Source organism: Agromyces albus, assembly GCF_030815405.1.
In the GTDB taxonomy this organism is placed as follows: domain Bacteria; phylum Actinomycetota; class Actinomycetes; order Actinomycetales; family Microbacteriaceae; genus Agromyces; species Agromyces albus_A.
Genome location: NZ_JAUSWX010000001.1, coordinates 1,638,207 through 1,655,584 on the forward strand (window position 1 = coordinate 1,638,207; position 17,378 = coordinate 1,655,584).

General features: G+C 69.3%; 11 protein-coding genes and 1 pseudogene. 6 read left to right on the forward strand and 6 right to left on the reverse strand.

The features are described 5' to 3' along the window. Positions 1-52 precede the first annotated feature (52 nt). The gene (locus QFZ29_RS07680) at positions 53-1,621 is read left to right on the forward strand and encodes a protein kinase (RefSeq protein ID WP_306893586.1); all 1,569 of its coding nucleotides are present in this window, start codon (positions 53-55) and stop codon (positions 1,619-1,621) included. On the opposite strand, the gene QFZ29_RS07685 is transcribed toward QFZ29_RS07680, so the two are convergent. The 3 genes from QFZ29_RS07685 to QFZ29_RS07695 form a co-directional block, all read right to left on the reverse strand. Further along, positions 1,618-3,207 carry a 2-oxo acid dehydrogenase subunit E2 gene (locus tag QFZ29_RS07685; protein ID WP_306893587.1) on the reverse strand — a complete coding sequence of 530 codons (1,590 nt, stop codon included), beginning with the start codon at positions 3,205-3,207 and terminating at the stop codon, positions 1,618-1,620. The genes QFZ29_RS07680 and QFZ29_RS07685 overlap by 4 nt on opposite strands. A gap of 66 nt (positions 3,208-3,273) precedes the next feature. Then, the gene (gene lpdA / locus QFZ29_RS07690) at positions 3,274-4,647 is read right to left on the reverse strand and encodes a dihydrolipoyl dehydrogenase (RefSeq protein WP_306893588.1); all 1,374 of its coding nucleotides are present in this window, start codon (positions 4,645-4,647) and stop codon (positions 3,274-3,276) included. A 101-nt stretch (positions 4,648-4,748) separates the two neighbouring features. Continuing rightward, entirely contained in the window at positions 4,749-6,221 is a 1,473-nt protein-coding gene (locus QFZ29_RS07695; RefSeq protein WP_306893589.1) for a leucyl aminopeptidase, read from the reverse strand. A gap of 86 nt (positions 6,222-6,307) precedes the next feature. On the opposite strand from QFZ29_RS07695, the gene QFZ29_RS07700 reads away from it, so the two are divergent. The 4 genes from QFZ29_RS07700 to QFZ29_RS07715 all read left to right on the forward strand — a co-directional run bounded on the left by QFZ29_RS07700 (position 6,308) and on the right by QFZ29_RS07715 (position 10,868). Continuing rightward, positions 6,308-7,234 carry a proteasome assembly chaperone family protein gene (locus QFZ29_RS07700; RefSeq protein ID WP_306893590.1) on the forward strand — a complete coding sequence of 309 codons (927 nt, stop codon included), beginning with the start codon at positions 6,308-6,310 and terminating at the stop codon, positions 7,232-7,234. Positions 7,235-7,523: 289 nt separating this feature from the next. Continuing rightward, positions 7,524-8,867, forward strand: coding sequence for an RNA polymerase sigma factor (locus tag QFZ29_RS07705; RefSeq protein WP_306893591.1), 1,344 nt, complete (start codon positions 7,524-7,526; stop codon positions 8,865-8,867). 7 nt (positions 8,868-8,874) lie between these two features. Next, a complete protein-coding gene (locus QFZ29_RS07710) occupies positions 8,875-10,128 on the forward strand; it encodes a Mur ligase family protein (RefSeq protein WP_306893592.1) in 1,254 nt (417 codons plus the stop codon). Continuing rightward, a complete protein-coding gene (locus tag QFZ29_RS07715; RefSeq protein WP_306893593.1) occupies positions 10,125-10,868 on the forward strand; it encodes a type 1 glutamine amidotransferase in 744 nt (247 codons plus the stop codon). Before QFZ29_RS07710 ends, QFZ29_RS07715 begins: the two co-directional genes overlap by 4 nt. 87 nt (positions 10,869-10,955) lie before the next feature. On the opposite strand, the gene QFZ29_RS07720 is transcribed toward QFZ29_RS07715, so the two are convergent. Beyond that, positions 10,956-11,192, reverse strand: coding sequence for a DUF7455 domain-containing protein (locus tag QFZ29_RS07720; protein ID WP_306893594.1), 237 nt, complete (start codon positions 11,190-11,192; stop codon positions 10,956-10,958). Between the two features lie 146 nt (positions 11,193-11,338). Between QFZ29_RS07720 and QFZ29_RS07725 the strand changes: the two genes are divergently transcribed. Further along, positions 11,339-13,417, forward strand: coding sequence for a DNA gyrase/topoisomerase IV subunit B (locus QFZ29_RS07725; protein WP_129520688.1), 2,079 nt, complete (start codon positions 11,339-11,341; stop codon positions 13,415-13,417). On the opposite strand, the gene QFZ29_RS07730 is transcribed toward QFZ29_RS07725, so the two are convergent. Together QFZ29_RS07730 and QFZ29_RS07735 are read right to left on the reverse strand one after the other, a co-directional pair. Next, positions 13,418-14,752, reverse strand: a complete 1,335-nt coding sequence (locus QFZ29_RS07730) for an FAD-binding oxidoreductase (RefSeq protein ID WP_306893595.1) — start codon at positions 14,750-14,752, stop codon at positions 13,418-13,420. A gap of 117 nt (positions 14,753-14,869) precedes the next feature. Beyond that, positions 14,870-17,345, reverse strand: a pseudogene (locus tag QFZ29_RS07735) (DNA gyrase/topoisomerase IV subunit A). Positions 17,346-17,378 lie beyond the last annotated feature (33 nt).

Consider the following 17,378-nt stretch of genomic DNA (forward strand, 5'->3'; position numbering starts at 1 on the left):
GGGAGCGCGCTGCAGCCGGGGCCGGCCGCGGGAATCGCGTCAGGATCGGCGTATGAGTCGCCGTGCCGCCCGCCGTTCTGCTGTCGACACTCCGGCCGCCGTCGCGCCGAGCCCGCCCGTCGACGGCAGGCTCGCCGGATACCGGCTCATCAGGCGCATCGCCTCGGGCGAACGGGCCGACGTGTACCTCGCGACGGCGGATCGCCCCGATGAGACCGCCCCGGGTGAACCCGCTCCGCTGCTGGCGATCCGCGTCTACCCGGCGCACGCGTCGAGTACGGCGATCGCCGTCGAGGTCGAGGCGATGACGGCCGATGCGTCGGGTGCGCTGCCCGCCCTCTACGATGTCGCGACGCTCGACGACGGTCGTTGCTGCCTCGCGGTCGAGCGGATGCCGGGCGTCAGCCTCGCCCGCATCCTCACCGATCGCAGCCTCTCGCCGGGAGAGGCGGTCACCGTGCTCGCGCCGATCGTCGTCGCGGTCGCGGAGCTCGCGCGCAGCGGGTTCGTGCACACGCGGCTGTCGGCGAGCGACGTGCTCATCGACGACGCCGGCCGACCACGGCTCGTCGGACTCGGCGCGCTCGAGCGGCTTCCCGGCCACGGCGGAGCGGCAGAGCGCACTGCCCTCTTGCGCGCAGGGCACGTGGCACTCGCCGAGCTCGTCGAGGATGTCGCTGCCGCCACCCGTCCCTCGGGCGCGCTCTCTGCGGCGATCGATCTCCTCCGCGGGCGGCTCGACGCACGCCCCTTCCTGACGTGCGAGCCCGAGCTCGAACGCACGCTCTTCGGGGCAGCATCGCCCGAGCCCATCTCGGGCATTGCGACGAGGCCGAGACCCGTCGGCCTTCCGGCGCGAATCGGCGCGCCGATGCTCCCAGCGCCCGACGAGTCGCAGCAGGCGCCCGGGGCGGCCGTGGTTCCGCGGCGACGAGTGGGAGCCGGCCTGCGCATGCTGTTCTCGCTCGCCCAGCTCCCCGACCAGACGGCGACCCAGATCGCAGCGGCGGCCGACGTCGATCGCGCGGCATCGACGATCGACCGACTTCGCAAGCTGCTCGCCGGGCGACGGCGAACACTGCTCTTCGGCGGCCTGATGAGCGCGGGAGCGTTCGTGCTGATGCTCACCCTCGTGCCTCCGGCGACGGCCGACGGTGCACAGTCGGGCGGCCCGGCTCTCGCGACCGTGCCTCCCGAGTCGACGTCACCAGCCTCTGCCGGCGCCGAGGTCTCCTCGACCGAACCTCCGAGTCCCACGACCGCCACACCCGGTGACGCGGCGGGAGGCTCTGCTCTGCTCGCCGACGATGCGATGGCTGCGGTCGCCGAACTGCTCGAATTGCGTTCGAGTTGCTTCGCCACGCTCGATCTCTCGTGCCTCGACGTGGTCGTGCAGCCCGGCTCGGCCATCGAGACAGATGATCGCGCGGCGATGGTCGCCGCGCGAGAAGGAGACGGAGTGCCGCCTCTCGACTATGACCTCGACCGCATCACGCTGACCGCAGAGATGGGATCCGCGGTGCTCGTCTCCGTGCCCTTCATGACGGCCGAACGCGAACCGGCCTCGATCCTCGTGATGAGGAGCGAGGCCGGTTGGCGCTTGCGCGAGATCTTCGGCTAGATGCCGAGGTCGGCCTCGAATGCGCCCTCCTCGAGGCGAGCCTTGACCGCCGAGAGGAATCGGGCTGCGTCGGCGCCGTCGATGATGCGGTGGTCATACGAGAGCGCCAGGTAGACCATCGATCGCACGGCGATCGCGTCGGAGCCGTCTTCGCTGATGATCACCGGGCGCTTGACGACGATGCCGGTTCCGAGAATCGCCGACTGGGGCAGGAACACGACCGGCGTGTCGAACAGCGCACCGCGCGAGCCGGTGTTCGTCAGCGTGAACGTGCCGCCCGAGAGCTCGTCGGGCTTGAGCTGGTTGTTACGCGTGCGCTCGGCGAGATCGGCGATCTGCGCCGCGAGTCCGGCGATGTTCTGCTCGCCCGCGTCACGGATGACCGGGGTGAGCAGACCGCGCTCGGTGTCGACCGCGATGCTCATGTTCTCCTGCGCCGGGTAGACGATCGTGTCGCCGTCGACGGTGGAGTTGATGATCGGGTAGGCGCGGAGCGCCTCGGCGGCGGCGAGAGCGAAGAACGGCAGGAACGAGAGCTTGTTGCCAGTCGCCTCCTGGAATCGGCCCTTCACCTTGTCGCGCAGTCGCGCAACCCGCGTGACGTCGACCTCGACGACCGACGTGAGCTGTGCGGTGGACTGCATGGACACCACGGCGCGCTCGGCGACGACCTTGCGCAGGCGCGTCATCGGCACGGTGGTGCCGCGCAGTGGCGACGTCTCGAGAGCAGGACGTGCCGGCGCAGCGGCGGCCGCCGGGGCGGTCTGTGCCGAGATCACGTCTTGCTTGCGGATGCGACCACCGACTCCCGTGCCGGTGACGCTCGCGAGGTCGACGCCCTGCTCGTTCGCCAGCTTGCGGACGATCGGCGTGACGTAGCCCGCGGGGCCGGCGTGCGATCCCGTGGCCGTCGGCTGCGGTGCAGCAGGGGCCTCGGGTGCGGCGGGAGCAACGGGCTGAGGAGCCGGCGGTGCCGCCGGTGCTGCAGGCTGGGCGGCCGGTGCCGGTGCTGCGGGTGCAGCGGGCTGGGCGGCCGGTGCCGGTGCTGCAGGTGCAGCGGGCTCGGAGGCCGGTGCGGGTGCAGCGGGCTGGGCGGCCGGTGCCGGTGCTGCAGGTGCAGCGGGCTCGGCGGCTGGAGCCGGAGCCGCGGGCGCCGCTGGCGCCGCCGGTGCCGGCGCCGGAGGCGCGGCAGGGGCTGCTTCGGCGACGGGCGCAGCAGGAGCCGGCGCCGCCTCTGCGGCGGGCGCCGGAGCTGCTTCTGCAGCGGGCGCGGGCGCCGGTGCTGCTTCCGCGGCGGGCGGGGCGGCTTCCGACGTGGGGGCCGCCGGTGCAGCCTCGGCTGCGCCGGTGCCGTCGCCGATCGTCACGAGGGCGGTGCCCACCTCGACGGTCTCGTCCTCCTGGACGAGGATCGCCTCGATGACGCCTGCCACCGGCGATGGAATCTCGGTGTCGACTTTGTCGGTGGACACCTCCAGCAGCGGCTCGTCGACCTCGACACGGTCGCCGACGTTCTTCAGCCATCGGGTGACCGTGCCCTCCGTGACACTCTCACCGAGTGCCGGGAGGCTGACGGATTCGCTCATGCGCTTGTCTCCTTCACAGCGTGGGACGCTTTCTAGCTTATTGCAGTCGTGTTCTGGGCGGCCGGCTCAGAGTGCATGGAGCGGCTTGCCGGCAAGCTTCAGGAATGCCTCGCCGAGCGCTTCGTTCTGCGTCGGGTGAGCGTGGATGAACGGTGCGATGTCCTCGGGGTAGGCCTCCCAGTTCACGGCGAGCTGGGCTTCGCCGATGAGCTCGCCGACGCGGGCTCCGATCATGTGCACGCCCACGACGGGACCGTCGTTCACGCGCACGACCTTGATCGAGCCGCTCGTTCCGAGGATGTGGCTCTTGCCGTTGCCGGCGAGGTTGAACTCGTACGACGAGACCTCGTCGGCGCCGAACTTCTCGGCGGCCTTCGCCTCGGTGTAGCCGATCGAGGCGACCTCTGGGTCGCAGTAGGTGACCTTCGGGATGTTCACGTCGTCGACGACGATCGGGTTCAGGCCCGCGATCTCCTCGGCGACGAAGATGCCCTGCTGGAAGCCGCGGTGCGCGAGTTGGAGCCCGGGAACGATGTCTCCGACGGCGTAGACGCCGGGCACGTTCGTCGCAAGACGCTCGTTCGTGATGACGAAGCCGCGATCGATCGTGATGCCGGCCTCTTCATAGCCGAGGCCCTGCGTGACGGGGCCGCGGCCGACGGCGACGAGCAGGAGCTCGGCCTCGACGGTCTCGCCGTTCTCGAGCGTCACGACGACGCCGTTGTCATCTTGCGTGACGCCCTGGAACCGCACGCCGAGCTTGTAGTCGATGCCGCGCTTGCGGAATGCGCGCTCGAGCTGCTTGGAGACGGACTCCTCCTCGTTCGGCACGAGGTGGGGGAGCGCCTCGATGATCGTGACCTCTGCGCCGAACGACTTCCATGCGCTCGCGAACTCCACGCCGATGACGCCGCCGCCGAGCACGGCAACCTTGCTGGGCACGAAGTCGAGCTCGAGTGCCTGCTCGCTCGTGATGACGCGGCCGCCGATCTCGAGTCCGGGCAGCGACCGCGAGTAGGAGCCGGTCGCGAGGATCACGTTCTTGCCCACGATGCGGTCTTCGCCGACCTGCACGGCGTTCGACGCGACGAGGCGGCCCTCGCCCTCGATCACGGTGATGCCGCGAGCCTTGATGAGGCCCTGCAGGCCCTTGAACTTGCTTGACACGATGCCTTCGCGATACGCGGTGACGCCCGGGATGTCGATGCCCTCGAAGGCCGACCGCACGCCGAACTTCGCCGATTCGCGCGAGTTGTCGGCGATCTCGGCGGCGTGCAGGAGCGCCTTCGTCGGGATGCATCCGCGGTGCAGACATGTACCGCCGAGCTTGTCTTTCTCGATGAGGCCGACGGTGAAGCCCAGCTCGACGGCACGCAGTGCTGCTGCGTACCCTCCGCTGCCGCCACCGAGGATGACAATGTCAAAGTTCTGCTCGGACAACCGCAATCTCCCTTGCGCACCAGATCTGCGACACGAACTGCCTCCGGGTGTGCCCGGGGCAGATTGCATGGGCGACGTTCTCGCCCATATGACCTTACTACCTAGGCGGAGAGGTCCTCGCCCAGCCTGACGAGGGTGCGCACGGCGACTCCGGTGGCACCCGAACCCGTGAATCCCCACCCGCCGGAGGTGTTGTGCGACGGCCCCGCGATGTCGAGATGGGCCCACGGGATCCGCTCGTCGTCCGACCCGTCACGCGTGCCGATGAACGCTCGGAGGAAGACCCCGGCGAGCAGCATTCCGGGCACCCCCGCGCCGAGCTTCGTGTTCGTGAGGTCGGCGACATCCGACTTCAGCAGCGTGAGCAGGTCGTTCGGCAAGGGCATCGGCCAGGTGGCCTCGCCCACGGCGTCGGCGGCGGCGCGCACCTTGGCGACGGTCTCGTCGTCGCCCATGAGCCCGGCGATCCGATTGCCGAGCGCCGTGACCTGCGCGCCCGTGAGGGTCGCGACGTCGACGATGAGGTCGGGTTGCTCCTCGCTCGCCGCGACGAGCGCGTCGGCCATCACGATCCGCCCCTCGGCATCGGTGTTCAGCATCTCCACGGTCGTACCCCCACGCATGCGCATCACGTCGTTCGGACGTACGGCCGACCCGGAGGGCATGTTCTCGGCGAGGGCGAGCCAGCCCGTCACGTGGATCGGCGTCTCCAGCTCGGCGAGCGCGACGATCGCCGAGAGCACGGCGGCGGCGCCCGCCATGTCGGTCTTCATGCCGACCATCGACGGCCCCGGCTTCAGGGAGAGCCCGCCGGAGTCGAACGTGATGCCCTTGCCGACGAGCGCGAGGTGCACGGATGCCCCGGCCGGCGCGTACTCGAGGCGGACGAGCCGCGGCCCGCGCTCCGAGCCCAGCCCGACCGCGAGGATGCCGCCGAACCCGTCTTCCCGGAGCGCCTCCTCGTCCCAGACGCGAGCGGACACGCCGGCAGCGCTCGCGGTCTCGACGGCGATCTCGGCGAGGCGCGCGGGGAAGAGGTCGGCCGGCGACATGTTGACGAGGTCCTTGGTGCGGGCGACGGCGTCGACGACGGCGCGCACTCGTTCGACGCCGACGGTGTCTGCGTCGAAGGGGGTATGCAGGGTGATCGCGGCGACCGTGGGCTTCGGCTTCGATCGGTACTCCCCGTAGGCGTAGGCGCCGAGGGCGGCCCCTTCGAGGAGCGCGGCGGCGGTGGCCGCCTCGTCGGCGGGTACCGCGATCGAGACGGTGGCGATGCCCGTGAGCTGCCGCAGCGCGCTGCCGGCCGCCAGGCGGAGGCTCGCGGCATCCGCTCGCTCGCCGACGCCGATGACCGCGACGACACGGGGTCCGCCGTCGAGGCCCCCGACCCGGGTGAGCTCGTCGGTCGCTCCCGTGGCACCGAGCGTGGCGATGAGGGGTTCGACCCAGTCGAAGCCGTCAGCGGCCAGGAGCTCGAGTCCGTCTGGCCCGCTTCGGGCGGCGAGCAGCACGACGTCGGCCTCAGCCTCGGCGGCGGGCGAATCGGTGACGGTGAGCGCAGGGGTGGCCATCAGGCGATCGTACTGTTCGCTCTCGGCACCATCGGCGTCGGCTCGATCGTGCGGATGCCTCCGGTGCCCCTCAGTAGGCTGGAGATATGCGCGATCCCCGTTCCCTCTACGAGCTGAATCCGGATGTCACGGTACCTCCTGGACTCCCGCTCGTGGCCGGACTCACGGGCTTCGCCGACGCCGGCGGGGCGGTGGCTCAGACCACCGCCTACCTCCTGTCGACGCTCGAGAGCACGACCGTGGCGACGTTCGATGCCGACGAGTTGCTCGACTATCGCGCGCGCCGACCGATCATCCTGTTCCAGGGCGATCACCTCGCCGACTTTCGCCCGCCCCGCCTCTCGCTCGACCTCGCGACCGACGACCTCGGGCAGCCGTTCCTCCTGCTCACCGGCTACGAACCCGACTTCCAGTGGCAGCGGTTCGGCTCGGCCGTCATGGGGCTCATCGAAGACCTCAAGGTCTCGACCACGACGTGGATCAACGCGATTCCGATGCCGGTCCCGCATACGAGGCCGATCGGGGTCACCGTGAGTGGCAATCGCACCGAGCTCATCGAGGCGATGTCGATCTGGCGGCCGACGACCCAGGTTCCCGCGAACGCCCTGCACCTCGTCGAGTACCGCCTGCACGAGCTCGGCCACCCGACGACGGGCTTCGTGCTGCTGATTCCGCACTATCTCGCCGACGCGGAGTATCCCGCCGCGGCGATCGCGGCGCTCGAGGTCATCAGCGCCTCGACGGGCCGGATCTTCCCGACCGATGTCCTTCGCGAGCAGAGCCGCGAGTTCGTCGCGCGCATCGACGAGCAGGTGGCCGAGAACGGCGAGCTCGGCAAGCTCGTGGGCACACTCGAGGAGCGGCACGACTCCTATATGGAGGGCACGACGCTCCGCTCGCCGCTCACCGACGAAGACGGGGAGCTGCCCTCGGCCGACGAGATCGCCGCCGAGCTCGAGAAGTTCCTCGCATTCCGCCGCACACGCGACGACGACTCCCCGCTCGGCAGCTGATCTGGGCGGAGTGCCGCGCCGGATCCGGACGGCGTTTCGGGGAATGTCACGGGCCGCCGGTGTGTTCCCCATAGTGGAGGCGACGCGCGGGCTCGCCACGGTGCTCTTGCGGAGCGTCCGCCTGTATAATGGGGGCAGGACCCGTTCTGGTCCGCAGCGCAATCATGGTTGCGTCGAGATGCGGACTTGACATGGGTCCTCATAGTGTCCGAAAACGACCGGGCCGACAGCACGCGCCGAGGGTCCGAGAGGGCACGCGCGCCGCGCAACGGTAGGAGAGGTTCAACGTATGGCAACGACGAAGGCTGCGACGTCGGCGAAGAGCGAGGCAGAGGCTGAGAAGCCCGCCACGAAGCGCGCGACTGCCGCGAAGTCGACGGCCGCGAAGGCGAAGCCGGCTGCTGCGAAGGCACCGGCGACGAAGGGTTCGGCGACGCCGGCGGCGAAGACGCCGCGCGCGTCGACCGCGAAGACTACGACGAAGCCGAAAGGCAAGGCCAAGGCCGCCAACGGCGAAGACGACGAGGAGGTCGAGCCCGGCGAGCTCGAGGAGGTCGTCGTCGAGGCGGTCGTCACCGAGGAGCAGGGCGACGACGCCGCATCCGATGACGACGACGCGAAGCCCGTCGCGGTCGAGCCGCACCCGACTGGAGCGCTCGTCTTGCGCGCGGTCGACGACGAAGACGAGGTTCCGGTCTACTCGAGCGCCATCACCGGCGCCACGGCCGACCCCGTCAAGGACTACCTGAAGCAGATCGGAAAGGTCGCGCTCCTGAACGCGGCCGAAGAGGTCGAGCTCGCGATGCGCATCGAGGCCGGCCTGTTCGCCGAGGAGAAGCTCTCGCACATGACCGATGCCGAGCGGCGCTCGCAGCTCGGCCGTGAACTGCAGTGGGTCGCGAAAGACGGCCAGCGCGCGAAGAGCCACCTGCTCGGCGCGAACCTGCGGCTCGTGGTCTCGCTCGCGAAGCGCTACACGGGTCGCGGCATGCAGTTCCTCGACCTGATCCAGGAGGGAAACCTGGGCCTCATCCGTGCAGTCGAGAAGTTCGACTACACCAAGGGCTTCAAGTTCTCAACCTACGCGACGTGGTGGATCCGCCAGGCGATCACCCGCGCCATGGCCGATCAGGCCCGCACCATCCGCATCCCGGTGCACATGGTCGAGGTCATCAACAAGCTCGCCCGCGTGCAGCGCCAGATGCTCCAAGACCTGGGCCGCGAGCCCACGCCCGAGGAGCTCTCGCGGGAGCTCGACATGACCCCCGAGAAGGTCATCGAGGTGCAGAAGTACGGCCGAGAGCCGATCTCACTGCACACCCCGCTCGGTGAAGACGGCGACAGCGAGTTCGGCGATCTCATCGAAGACACCGAGGCGGTCGTCCCGGCCGACGCCGTGGGCTTCACGATGCTGCAGAAGCAGCTCGAGTCGCTCCTCGACTCGCTCTCCGAGCGTGAGGCAGGCGTCATCCGCATGCGCTTCGGCCTCGGCGACGGCATGCCGAAGACCCTCGACCAGATCGGCGACACCTTCGGCGTCACGCGCGAGCGGATCCGCCAGATCGAGTCGAAGACGATGGCGAAGCTCCGCCACCCGTCGCGCTCGCAGTCGCTCCGCGACTACCTCGAGTAGGCCGCTGGTGCGCTACGCGCCGGCGATCCTCGTCGGCAGGTGCGTCCGATTCGCCGCCAGGCTGCGCAAGCCGGGCGGCGGTTCGGCCGTTCCGGGCCTCATCGTCAACCGCATCGCTCCCGGCTACCTGAAGCGCACCCTGTCGGGGTTCCCGCAGGGGCTTGTGGTCGTGTCGGGCTCGAGCGGCAAGTCGACGACGACCAAGATGCTCGTGGCGATTCTCCGCGCCCACGGCGTCGACGTGTTCACGAACCCGTCGACTGCGAACATCAGCCAGGGTCTCACCTCCGCGCTGCTCGAACGGGCCGATTGGCGGGGTCGGGTGCCCGGCGACGTCGCCGTGCTCGAGATGGACGAAGGTCATGGCGCCCTCGTGATGCAGGGCGTCGACGCGCGAGTCGTGACGCTCATGAACGTCATGGTCGACCAGATCGACCGTTTCCACGACTCCGAGATGGTGGCCGGGATGCTCGGTCGTATCGCCGCCCGCGCCGGAGAGACGGTCGTGGTGAACGCCGACGACGCGTACCTCGAGCGACTCGCGGGCAGGGTCCGGCCCGGCGTCGACGTGCGACGCTTCGGGGTCTCGCAGGACGTGCTCGATTCGACCACGCGCGGACTCGGCTACACCGAGACGACTCCCGAGCGGTTCGAGGGCGACGGCGTCCGCGTCGAATCCGTCACCGGCCGGGGCGCGACGATCAGCGACGGCCGTTCGACCGTCTCGATCGAGCTGCCGGCACGCGGCGTGCACTACGCCGTCGATGCAGCAGCCGCCTATGCGACCGCCCAAGCGGTGCTCGACGATCGCTTCTCGGCTGAAACGGCGGCGCGAGCCCTCAGCGAGATCCCCGCGGTGTTCGGCCGCGGCGAGCGAGTGACGGTACGCGGTCACGAGGTGGAGTTCGTGCTCGTCCAGAACCCCGCGAGCTACCAGCTGAACATCGACAGCATCGCACCAGGCACCGAGCAGCTGCTCTTCGCGATGGGCTCCGACGTTCGCGATCCGTCGTACTTCTGGCCGACGGAGGCCGCTTCGCTCCGCCGGGTCTCGATCGTCAGCGGATCGAAGGCCGCCGAAGCCGCACTCATGCTCGCCTACGACGGAGTGGTGATCGACCGCGTCGAACCCGACCTGGCTCGAGCACTCGACGACTTCCTCGCAGCACCGGCGCCCGACTCGGGCGTGAAGACGATCGTCTTCACGGCCGACGCGATGCGCCGTACCCGCGCCCACCTCGGACTCAGGGGAGCGGAATGACCCTCACGATCGTCTCGCTGCTCCCGGGCCTCCAGAACACGAACGGTGACGCGGAGAACGCCGCAGTGCTCGCCGCTCGCGCGAGGTGGGCGGCACTCGCCGTGCAGCTCGTCGCCGTGGAGTCGCGCGCCGACCTTCCCGATCGGGTCGATGCGGTCGTGCTCGGCTCCGGAAGCGACGCGTCGCTCGAGTCCAGCCGCGCGGTCCTCCTGACGATGCACGATGAGCTGCGTCGCTGGGCGACCGAAGGCGTGCCCATGCTCGCGGTCGGCACGGGGTGGGAACTGCTCAGCTGGGGCATCGAACGTCCTGACGGCACGGGCCTCGAAGGGCTCGGCATCCTGCCGGGTCGCGCGGTGCCCCGACGATCCCGCATCACCGGCGACCTCGTCGTCGCCTCGCCCCGGTTCGGGATCCTCGTGGGGTTCGAAAACCACTCTCGCGACTACGTCGGAGCCGAAGGCTCGCCGCTCGGACGCGTGCGCGTCGGCAGTGGCAACGGCAGGGACTCCGCCCAGGAGGGCGTCGTCATGGGCAGCGTCGTCGGCACGCACCTGCACGGCCCGGTGCTCGCGAAGAATCCCGCGCTTGCCGACGACCTGCTGGGCGGCGCCGCTGCGCGCGCGGGCGTCGAGTACCGGCCCGGTGCGCAGGCGTCGGTCGTCGACGGCTACGCCGAGGCTGCGCGCGAGGCGCAATTGAACAGGGCCCGCGCTGCGGCATCCGCGATGAATCCCTGAGGGTTGCGCCCGCGTTCGGCGAGGGCGCGCCCGACATGACGAACGCCCCGGTGGAGACCGGGGCGTTCGTGTTCGAGCTCTTGGGGATCAGCTGCGGTCGTCGGCGAGCAGTCGGCTCGACTCGTCGTGCCAGCTGTGCGCGATCTGCGCGAGCTTCTCCTGGTGCTTGCGTCCGTGGTGTGCGCAGAACAGCAATTCGCCGCTCGCGACCACGACGCGGATGTAGGCCTGCGCGCCGCAGGCATCGCATCGGTCCAGGGCGGTGAGCTCGTAAGGGGTCTCGAGTTCATCGACTGCACCGGTGCTCTCGGTGTGCTGAGTCATGGCTCCTCCTCCGTCGCTCACACTCGTTCTTGCGTTCATCAATGAAAACACGCCCCGCGGCATCTGCCTTCCCTTGAGCCGGGCATTTCGCTCTGCGCGTAGTGCCTGACCGAAGGTGTCACCTCCCGTCACTAGGCTTGACCGACGTGAGCTCCGACTATTCCGCCCGCCATCTCTCCGTACTCGAGGGACTCGAGGCGGTGCGCAAACGCCCCGGCATGTACATCGGTTCGACCGACTCGCGCGGCCTCATGCACTGCCTCTGGGAGATCATCGACAACTCCGTCGACGAGGCGCTGGGCGGGCACGGCAATGAGATCGGCGTGACGCTCCATCCCGACGGCAGCGTCGAGGTTCGCGACCGTGCACGCGGCATTCCGGTCGACGCCGAGCCGAAGACCGGGCTCAGCGGCGTCGAAGTCGTCTTCACGAAGCTGCACGCGGGCGGCAAGTTCGGCTCGGGCTCGTATGCGGCTTCCGGCGGGTTGCACGGCGTCGGGGCATCCGTCGTCAACGCCCTTTCCGAGCGCCTCGACGTCGAGGTCGATCGCGACGGCAAGACGTGGGCGATGTCGTTCCACCGTGGCGAGCCGGGCATCTTCACCGACTCGGGTGAGCCCACACCCGATGCGCCCTTCACGCCGTTCGAGCAGCGCAGCGAGCTCCGGGTAGTCGGCAAGGTCGCCAAGGGCGTGACCGGGACCCGCATTCGGTACTGGGCCGATCGGCAGATCTTCACGAAGGGCGCCGAGTTCCAGACCGAGGAACTGCTGGGGCGCGCCCGGCAGACGGCGTACCTCGTGCCGGGCCTCGCGATCGATGTCGTCGACGAGCGCGGCGAGCAGACCCACACGTCGTCGTTCCAGTTCGACGGCGGCATCTCCGAGTTCGTCGAGCACCTCTCGACGGATGCCCCGCTCACCGACGTCTGGCGCCTGACGGGCACCGGCCACTTCACCGAGACCGTGCCCGTGCTCACCCCCGGCGGGGCGATGGTGCCGACCGAGCTGCAGAGAGAATGCCAGGTCGACATCGCATTGCGCTGGGGCACGGGGTACGAGACCGTGGTGCGGTCGTTCGTGAACATCATCGCGACGCCGAAGGGCGGCACGCACCAGGCGGGATTCGACCAGGGCATGCTCAAGTTCCTGCGGCAGCAGGTCGAGCTGAACGCGCGCCGCCTCAAGGCCGGCAACGACAAGCTCGAGAAGGACGACGTGATGGCCGGCCTCACCGCGGTGATCACCGTGCGGCTGCCCGAGCCGCAGTTCGAGGGCCAGACGAAAGAGGTGCTCGGCACTCCCGCCGCTCGGGCCATCGTCGCGAATGTCCTGACGAAAGAGCTCGGCGCGAGGTTCTCCTCGACCAAGCGCGACGACAAGGCGCAATCGGCGTTGCTGCTCGACAAGGTCGTGGCCGAGATGAAGTCGCGCATCTCCGCTCGCGCCCACAAGGAGACACAACGCCGTAAGAACGCGCTCGAGAGCTCGTCGTTGCCGGCGAAGCTCGTGGACTGCCGCTCGAACGACGTCGCGCACAGCGAGCTGTTCATCGTCGAGGGCGACTCGGCGCTCGGCACGGCCAAGCTCGCGCGCGACAGCGAGCACCAGGCGCTGCTGCCCATCCGCGGCAAGATCCTCAACGTGCAGAAGGCGAGCGTGTCCGACATGCTCGGCAACGCCGAGTGCGCCTCGATCATCCAGGTGATCGGCGCAGGCTCCGGGCGCAGCTTCGACATCGCGACCGCTCGCTACGGCAAGGTCATCATCATGAGCGACGCCGACGTCGACGGCGCCCACATCCGCACGCTGCTGCTCACGCTGTTCTTCCGCTATATGCGTCCGATGATCGAGCAGGGGCGTGTGTTCGCAGCCGTGCCGCCTCTGCACCGCGTGGTCATCATGAATCCGGGTTCGAAGCCGAACGAGACGATCTACACCTACTCCGAAGCCGAGCTGGTCGGAGTGCTCGCGACGCTCAAGAAGCAGGGCAAGCGATACCAGGACCCGATCCAGCGATACAAGGGCCTCGGCGAGATGGATGCCGACCAGCTGGCGACGACCACGATGGATCGCGGCCATCGCACGCTCCGACGTGTCGGCATCGGCGACGCCGAGAACGCCGGCCGGGTGTTCGAGCTGCTCATGGGCAACGAGGTGGCGCCGCGCAAGGAGTTCATCATCGACAGCTCCGACGCACTCGAGCGCGACCGCATCGACGCCTGATCAGCCGCCTGACGGCCGGATGTTCTGGTTCAGGTGGAAGAGGTTCCCGGGATCATAGGCATCTTTGACGGCAGTCAGCCGTCGGAGGTTCTCCTCTGAGAATGCCCTTCGGATGCCTGCGTCACCGTCGTTGCCGAGGACGTTGACGTAGGCGCCGCTCGCGAACCTCCCCAAGGTGCCCGCATAGCGGCGCGCGGCGGAGATGCGTCGCTCGTCGTCGGCGGGATCTGTCCAGCGCGAGGCCGCCACGAACTCGAATGCCGTGTCGCGGCCCGAGAACGCGGTCTCCGCGTCGGCGACGTCGGCGATCGCGCCTCCATAGGCCTGCAGGCTGACGTCGGGCAGGTCGTCTCCATCGCGTGCGAGCAGCGCGTCGATGAGGTCGTCGCCGAGCTCGTTGAAGTAGTGACCCTTCCAGTACCGCCGCCAGGCGTGGCCCTCGATGTCGTCTTCGCGGGTCTGGAGCTCGAGGTACGACAAAGCCTCGACGGATCGCCCCTCGGGTTCGGCGACCTCGGCGAACTCACCGGCAAGCGTCGAGATCTCGGCGGCGCCGTCATCGGGGTCGCCGACCCAGACGAGGCCGAGCGAGACGCCATCCGCCCCGATGATCGCCTCGAACGTCGCCTGTCGAGGTGCTGAGGCGCTCAGGTCGCGCCAGCGCCGCATCGCCCGGGGCGCCGTGGCATATGGGAAGCGGAACGCCGCGGCGATCGCAGTTCCGGGTTCGGGATGGAGCGCGAACTCGAACTCGGTCACGACCCCGAAGTTGCCGCCACCACCGCGCAGCGCCCAGTACAGCTCAGGGTGCTCGTCGGCGCTCACCCGCAGCGTCTCGCCGCTCGCGGTGACGACCTCGAACGAGATCACGTTGTCGCACGCGAGGCCGTGCTGTCGTGCAAGCCAGCCCATGCCGCCGCCGAGGGTGAGGCCGCCGACGCCAGTATGCGACACATTCCCGGCCGTCGTCGCCAGGCCGTGCTGCTGCGCTGCCCGGTCGAGCGCTCCGAGCAGAGCCCCGCCCTGCACCCGGGCACGGCGCGTGGCCGGGTCGACGGTCACGTCGCCCATCGGACGAAGGTCGATCATGAGTCCGTCATCGGCGACGGCGTGGCCGACGATGCCGTGACCGCCGCAGCGGATCCCCACGTCGAGATCGTGATCCGTGGCGAACCGGATGCACGCGGCGACGTCGGCGGTATCAGCGCATTGCACGATGTACCGAGGCCGCCGATCGATCATCCCGTTCCACACGGTGCGTGCGGCGTCGTAGCCGGCGTCGCCCGGTTCCAGCACTCGCCCGTGGATCGTCTCGTGGAGTGCAGATCGCGTCATCGGTGGCTCCGTCCGTCGAGAGCCGGTCGCGAGTCCCGAAGAGCATCGCAAGAGGATCCGGCCACGTGGGCGAATATGCACCCCGATGGAGCCGGCGTCAAGGGTGCCGGGCGACGGTCAGCCGATGCGGCAGCCGATCGCGGCGACGACGGACTCGAGCGGCTGGCCGGAGGCGTCTCGTTTCGCGCCGCCGTCGGGCAACTGCCGGGACGAGCCGTCGGCGCCCACGGCAAGCGCGGGGGAGCGCCCCACCCAGGCGAGGTGCAGAACGTCTTCGCCCTTGAGGAAGCGCTGCGCGCGCACGCCACCGGTCGCGCGTCCCTTGGGCGGGAACTCGCTGAAGTCGCTGACCTTCGCGCTGCCCGGATCGGTGCCGGGGAGCGTGTCGCTGTGACCGGCGATCGTGACGACCAGGGCCTCGGCCGCGGCATCCGCCGGCAGGCTCGTGAAGTGCACGACGTGCGCATCGGCACCGAGATTGATGCCCGCCATGCCTCCGGCGGGGCATCCCTGCGGCCGTACCGTCGACGCGGGGAATCTCAGGAGCTGCGCGTCGGAGGCCACGAAGACGAGCTCGTCGTCTTCGCCGCCCTGGACCGCGCCGATGACCTCGTCACCGACCTTGAGTCCGATCACCTCGAATTCAGGCTTGCTCGGGTACGCACCGGTCGCGACGCGTTTGACGACACCCTGCTTCGTGCCGAGCACGATCGAGCGGTCGGCGTCGAGTGAGACGAGCGCGAGCACCCGCTCATCGCGATTGGGCAGGTTCAGGTAGTCGGCCACCTTGACGCCCGCGCCGAGCTGCACCGACGTCGGCGGGAGCATCGGCAGGTCGACGGGCGTGAAGCGGATGAGGCGACCGAGGCTCGTCACCGCCCCGATCTCGGCGCGGCTCGTGGTGTCGAGCGTCGAGCGGATGGCGTCGTGCTTGCTGCGCCGGGCCGGCGGTGCGATCGTGGCGGTGCCGTTGTCGCCCTCGGGAAGGTCGACGCGAGCGATGCGGCCCGTGGCGCTCAGGAACACGCGGCACGCGACATCCCGCCACCTCGAGCACTGCGGCAGCACGCTTGGCGGCTGCTCCGGCGATGCTCGGGCGCGCGTCGGTGAGCAGCGTACGACGCGGCGTGCCGAACCGCTCGGCGATCTCGGCGAGCTCATCGGAGACGAGCGCCTCGATTCGGTGGCGACTCGAGAGCAGCGCCACGAGCTCCTCGATCTCGGCGCGCAACCGGTCGCGCTCGGCCTCGAGTTCGATTCGCGAGAACTTCGTAAGGCGCCGCAACTGCAGTTCGAGGATGTAGTCGGTCTGCACGAGGCTGAGGTCGAAGACCTCCATGAGGCGTGCCCGCGCCGCCGCGGTGTCGTCGCTCGAGCGGATGACCTGGATGACCTCGTCGATGTCGAGGATCGCGATGAGCAGCCCGTCGACGAGATGGAGCCGTTCGCGCCGCCGAGCCAGTCGGTATTCCGACCGCCGAGTGACCACCTGGATGCGATGGGCGACGTAGACCTGCAGCAGCTCCCGCAGGCCGAGGGTCTGCGGACCGCCGTCGACGAGGGCCACGTTGTTGATGTTGAACGAGTCTTCGAGGGGAGTGAGCCGGTAGAGCTGCTCGAGCACGGCCTCTGGGCTGAAGCCCGTCTTGATGCCGATGACGAGTCGGAGGCCGTTCGTGCGGTCGGTGAGGTCGGTGACATCCGAGATGCCGCTGATCTTCTTGGCGTTGACGCCGTCTTTGATCTTCTCGATGACCTTCTCAGGACCGACGAGATACGGCAGCTCGGTAACGACGAGGCCCGTCTTGCGCGCCGTGATGCTCTCGACGCTCACCTTGGCGCGCGTCTTGAAGCTGCCGCGGCCGGTGGCGTAGGCGTCTTTGATGCCCGAGAGCCCCACGATGGTGCCGCCGGTGGGGAGATCGGGGCCGGGCACGAACTCCATCAGGTCGTCGAGCGTCGCATCGGGGTTGGCGATCAGGTGTCGCGCGGCCCCGACGACCTCGATGAGGTTGTGCGGCGCCATGTTCGTGGCCATGCCGACGGCGATGCCGCTCGCCCCGTTGACGAGCAGGTTGGGGTAGGCCGCGGGCAGCACGTCGGGCTGCGTGAGCTGGTTGTCGTAGTTCGGCACGAAGTCGACGACGTCTTCGTCGAGCCCTTCGGTCATCGCGAGGGCGGGGGAGGCGAGGCGCGCCTCGGTGTATCGCGGTGCTGCGGGCCCGTCGTCGAGCGATCCGAAGTTGCCGTGCCCGTCGATGAGCGGCACCCGGAGCGTGAACGACTGCGCCATGCGCACGAGCGCGTCGTAGATGGCGGTGTCGCCGTGGGGATGCAGCTTGCCCATGACCTCGCCGACGACGCGAGCGGACTTCACGTGCCCGCGCTCGGGTCGCAAGCCCATCTCGACCATCTGGTAGAGGATGCGCCGCTGCACCGGTTTCAGGCCGTCTCTCGCGTCGGGAAGGGCTCGCGAGTAGATCACCGAGTACGCGTACTCGAGGAACGAGCCCTGCATCTCGGTGGCGACGTCGACGTCTTCGATGCGTTCGACGATGGTCTCGTCTGCGGGCTGATTCTTGGCTCGGGTCATCCGTCGTCTCGGTCGGGGGTGTGGCAGGCACGG

Excerpts from the sequence above, each read along its gene's own strand:
- QFZ29_RS07680 (WP_306893586.1), top strand. The coding sequence starts at position 53 with ATGAGTCGCCGTGCCGCCCGCCGTTCTGCTGTCGACACTCCGGCCGCC.
- QFZ29_RS07685 (WP_306893587.1), bottom strand. The coding sequence starts at position 3,207 with ATGAGCGAATCCGTCAGCCTCCCGGCACTCGGTGAGAGTGTCACGGAG.
- QFZ29_RS07695 (WP_306893589.1), bottom strand. The coding sequence starts at position 6,221 with ATGGCCACCCCTGCGCTCACCGTCACCGATTCGCCCGCCGCCGAGGCT.
- QFZ29_RS07700 (WP_306893590.1), top strand. The coding sequence starts at position 6,308 with ATGCGCGATCCCCGTTCCCTCTACGAGCTGAATCCGGATGTCACGGTA.
- QFZ29_RS07705 (WP_306893591.1), top strand. The coding sequence starts at position 7,524 with ATGGCAACGACGAAGGCTGCGACGTCGGCGAAGAGCGAGGCAGAGGCT.
- QFZ29_RS07715 (WP_306893593.1), top strand. The coding sequence starts at position 10,125 with ATGACCCTCACGATCGTCTCGCTGCTCCCGGGCCTCCAGAACACGAAC.
- QFZ29_RS07720 (WP_306893594.1), bottom strand. The coding sequence starts at position 11,192 with ATGACTCAGCACACCGAGAGCACCGGTGCAGTCGATGAACTCGAGACC.
- QFZ29_RS07730 (WP_306893595.1), bottom strand. The coding sequence starts at position 14,752 with ATGACGCGATCTGCACTCCACGAGACGATCCACGGGCGAGTGCTGGAA.